Here is a 2,882-nt window from a genome sequence, read left to right on the forward strand (position 1 = left end):
TACGCCAAGATGCCGCCCGAACTCCAGAAGATCGTGGTGGACGCCGGCAAGTACGCGCAGGAGGAATCCCTCAAGTATCATTCCACCATGTCCGAGATCGCCAAGCGCGAGCTGGTGGCCAAGGGCCTGCGGATCGTCAAGCTGACCGACGAGGACAAGTGGAAGGAAGTGGCCCTCCAGAAGGTCTGGCCCGCCGTGGCTGACGGCATGGGCGGCAAGGAAGCCATCAACGCTTTCCTCAAGGCCTGCGGCCAGCCCCTCTGGCGATAGCCCGCCGAAACAAACATAAAACAAAAAAACGGCTGCCCCCTACGGGCAGCCGTTTTTTTGTTTTGACCGTTTTGCCGCTGAGAGCTGCAAAACGCGAGGTTGCGGCACAACGCCACCCGGCCTGACGTGAGCGGAAAAACCGTGCTGCTTCCAGGATGCGGCAGGCCATATGGTTTGCGACGCTTCGCATCTCAGGCTGAAAACGCTCTCTTGTCACGCCGTGAGCGTGCCCGCCCGGCGGGGCATCCGTTCTGCGAACCGCCGCCCAGCGCGCCATACTCTTTTTTTCACGAAATTTTTCTCTCCTGGTTGCCGCGTCCGCGGCCTCGACGGCCAGCAGGCTGCGGCGCTCATTCCTTCCCTGCTCCTGACGGCGTTTCAGAAGGATGCAGTCCGGTGTCGGGCTCCGCGCCGCCTGTCTGAATATATAATTTTTTTATCACAGAATGGACCTTCCTGCCAGTGATGGAGGATCATTTGTAACAAAATTAAAATTTGTTACATTCTGGCAAATATTTGTTACATTGTCGGCCGTATTTGGGCTGGAATCCCCTGTGCTTTGCCGTATACTTGTAAAAATAACCTTAACCAAAGGGAGTATGCTGATGGCTTTCAAAAGAGTTCTCACCCTCATGCTTGCGGCTCTGTTCCTCTGGAGCGCCACCGCCTCCGCCGCGGAGATCTTCCGCGTGGCTGTGGGCGACCCTGAAGATTCCGAACAGGGTTATGCCGCCAAGGCCTTCAAGAAGTACATGGAAGAACAATCCAAGGGCCAGGTCGAAGTGCAGCTGTTCTTCGGTGGCAGCCTCGGTGACGAGAGCGAAGTCTTCCGCAATGTGCAGAAAGGTTCCCAGCCCTTCGCCGTGGGCGGCATCGCCAATCTCGTGCCCTTTGAAAAGCGCCTCGGCATCCTGACGCTGCCCTACCTCTTCGACAATCTGGACGAAGTGGTGGTCGGCACCAACGGCAAGCCCGCCGAACTGCTCAACAGCTACGCCACCAAGGCCGGCTTCCGCGTGCTGTGCTGGACCTACACGGACTTCCGCTACATCTCCAACTCCAAGCGTCCCATCAAGAAGATGGACGACATCAAGGGCCTGAAGTTCCGCGTGCCCCAGAGCGCCGTGCTGATCGCCTCCTACAAGGCCTTCGGCGGCAGCCCGACCCCCATATCCTGGGCCGAGACCTTCACGGCGCTCCAGCAGGGCGTGGTGGACGGCCAGTGCTACGGCTACATCGGCTTTGAAGCCATGAAGTTCCTGGAAGCCAACCAGAAGTATCTGACCGAAGTGCACTACACCTACCAGCTCCAGCCCCTGGTCATGAGCGAGCGCGTGTACCGCAAGATGAAGCCCGAAATGCAGAAGCTTGCGGTGGACGCCGGCATGTACGCCCAGAACGAAGTGCTGAAGTACCAGAAGGAATACGGTGAAAAGGCCAAGAAGAACCTCATCGCCGCCGGCCTGCAGGTTGATGTGCTGGAAGACGAGGAGCAGTGGAAGAAGGCCGCCATGGAAACGGTGTGGCCCGAAATGGCCGACTTCGTGGGCGGCAAGGCCGCCATCAACGAATACCTCAAGGCTTGCGGCAAGCCTGAGTGGAAGTAAGCTCATCTGAGTGATGCCCGGGCCGGAACCGCCAAACGATTCCGGCCCGCTTTTTCTCTTACGCGTCAGCCTGTGTCCCTGAAAAGCATACGGATGACGCACGAAGCGTTGGAGGAAGCGTGAAAAAGTTTGTCACCGCCCTTCTCGATCATTTCGAAAGCTATCTGTGTCAGCTTCTGCTGGTCTTTTTCGTCGTGATCGTCTTCATGCAGATTGTTCTGCGCGCTCTGGACATGTCCCTGCCGTGGACCGAGGAGATCGCGCGCTTTGCCTTCCTGTGGTTCATCCTTTTCGGCGCCTGCTACGCCACCCGCCTGTGCGCCCTCAACCGCGTGACCATCCAGTTCATGAAAGCCCCCAAATGGCTCTCTGACGGCTGTCTGCTGCTCAGCGATGTGGCCTGGCTCATCTTCAGTCTCATCATGGCCTATGAAGGCTACCGCGCCGTCATGGATCTGCGTGAATTCCCCTATGCCACGCCCGCCCTGGACTGGGACCTGGGCATGGTCTACCTCGTTTTCCCGCTCAGCTTCCTGCTCATGGCCATCAGGATCGTGCAGGTGAACGTCATGAAGTTCATCCTGCATATCGAGATCGCCGACCCGGATGAAGAGTCGGTCAAGGAAAGTCAGCGGGCCCTGCTTAGTGAAGAGCCCCAAAACGAAGGAGGCAGGGTTTAATGGAAGCTTTGACTCCTCTCGCCATCGGCGGTCTTCTTTTTGTCATCCTGTTTGCCCTGCTGCTCATCGGGGCTCCCATCATGGTGGCGCTGGGCATGGCCACCATGGCCTGTTTCGTTCTTCTGGACATCGACCTCAGCATCATGGTGGAGCGCGCCTTTGCCTCACTGACGGCCTTCCCGCTCATGGCCCTGCCGGCCTTCGTGCTGGCCGGGGCCCTCATGGAAGCGTCAGGCATATCACGAAGGCTCGTGAACATCGCCGAAAACATCGTGGGCCCCATCCCCGGCGGTCTGGCCATCTCCACGGTGCTTTCCTGCGTGTT

General features: G+C 58.4%; 3 protein-coding genes and 1 pseudogene. All 4 read left to right on the forward strand.

Annotated elements, in window-relative coordinates; all coding sequences use genetic code 11:
* Nucleotides 1–270: pseudogene (locus tag Q0K00_RS11645) on the forward strand (C4-dicarboxylate ABC transporter substrate-binding protein); the annotation flags it as partial.
* 605 nt (nucleotides 271–875) lie between these two features.
* Entirely contained in the window at nucleotides 876–1,877 is a 1,002-nt protein-coding gene (locus Q0K00_RS11650) for a TRAP transporter substrate-binding protein (RefSeq protein ID WP_297229714.1), read from the forward strand.
* 119 nt (nucleotides 1,878–1,996) lie between these two features.
* Nucleotides 1,997–2,557, forward strand: coding sequence for a TRAP transporter small permease (locus Q0K00_RS11655; RefSeq protein WP_297229716.1), 561 nt, complete (start codon nucleotides 1,997–1,999; stop codon nucleotides 2,555–2,557).
* A partial coding sequence (locus Q0K00_RS11660; protein WP_297229717.1) for a TRAP transporter large permease subunit occupies nucleotides 2,557–2,882 on the forward strand: 326 nt, incomplete at its 3' end. The genes Q0K00_RS11655 and Q0K00_RS11660, both read left to right, overlap by 1 nt.

It is taken from the genome of uncultured Desulfovibrio sp. (genome assembly GCF_944327235.1).
Taxonomy (GTDB): domain Bacteria; phylum Desulfobacterota; class Desulfovibrionia; order Desulfovibrionales; family Desulfovibrionaceae; genus Desulfovibrio.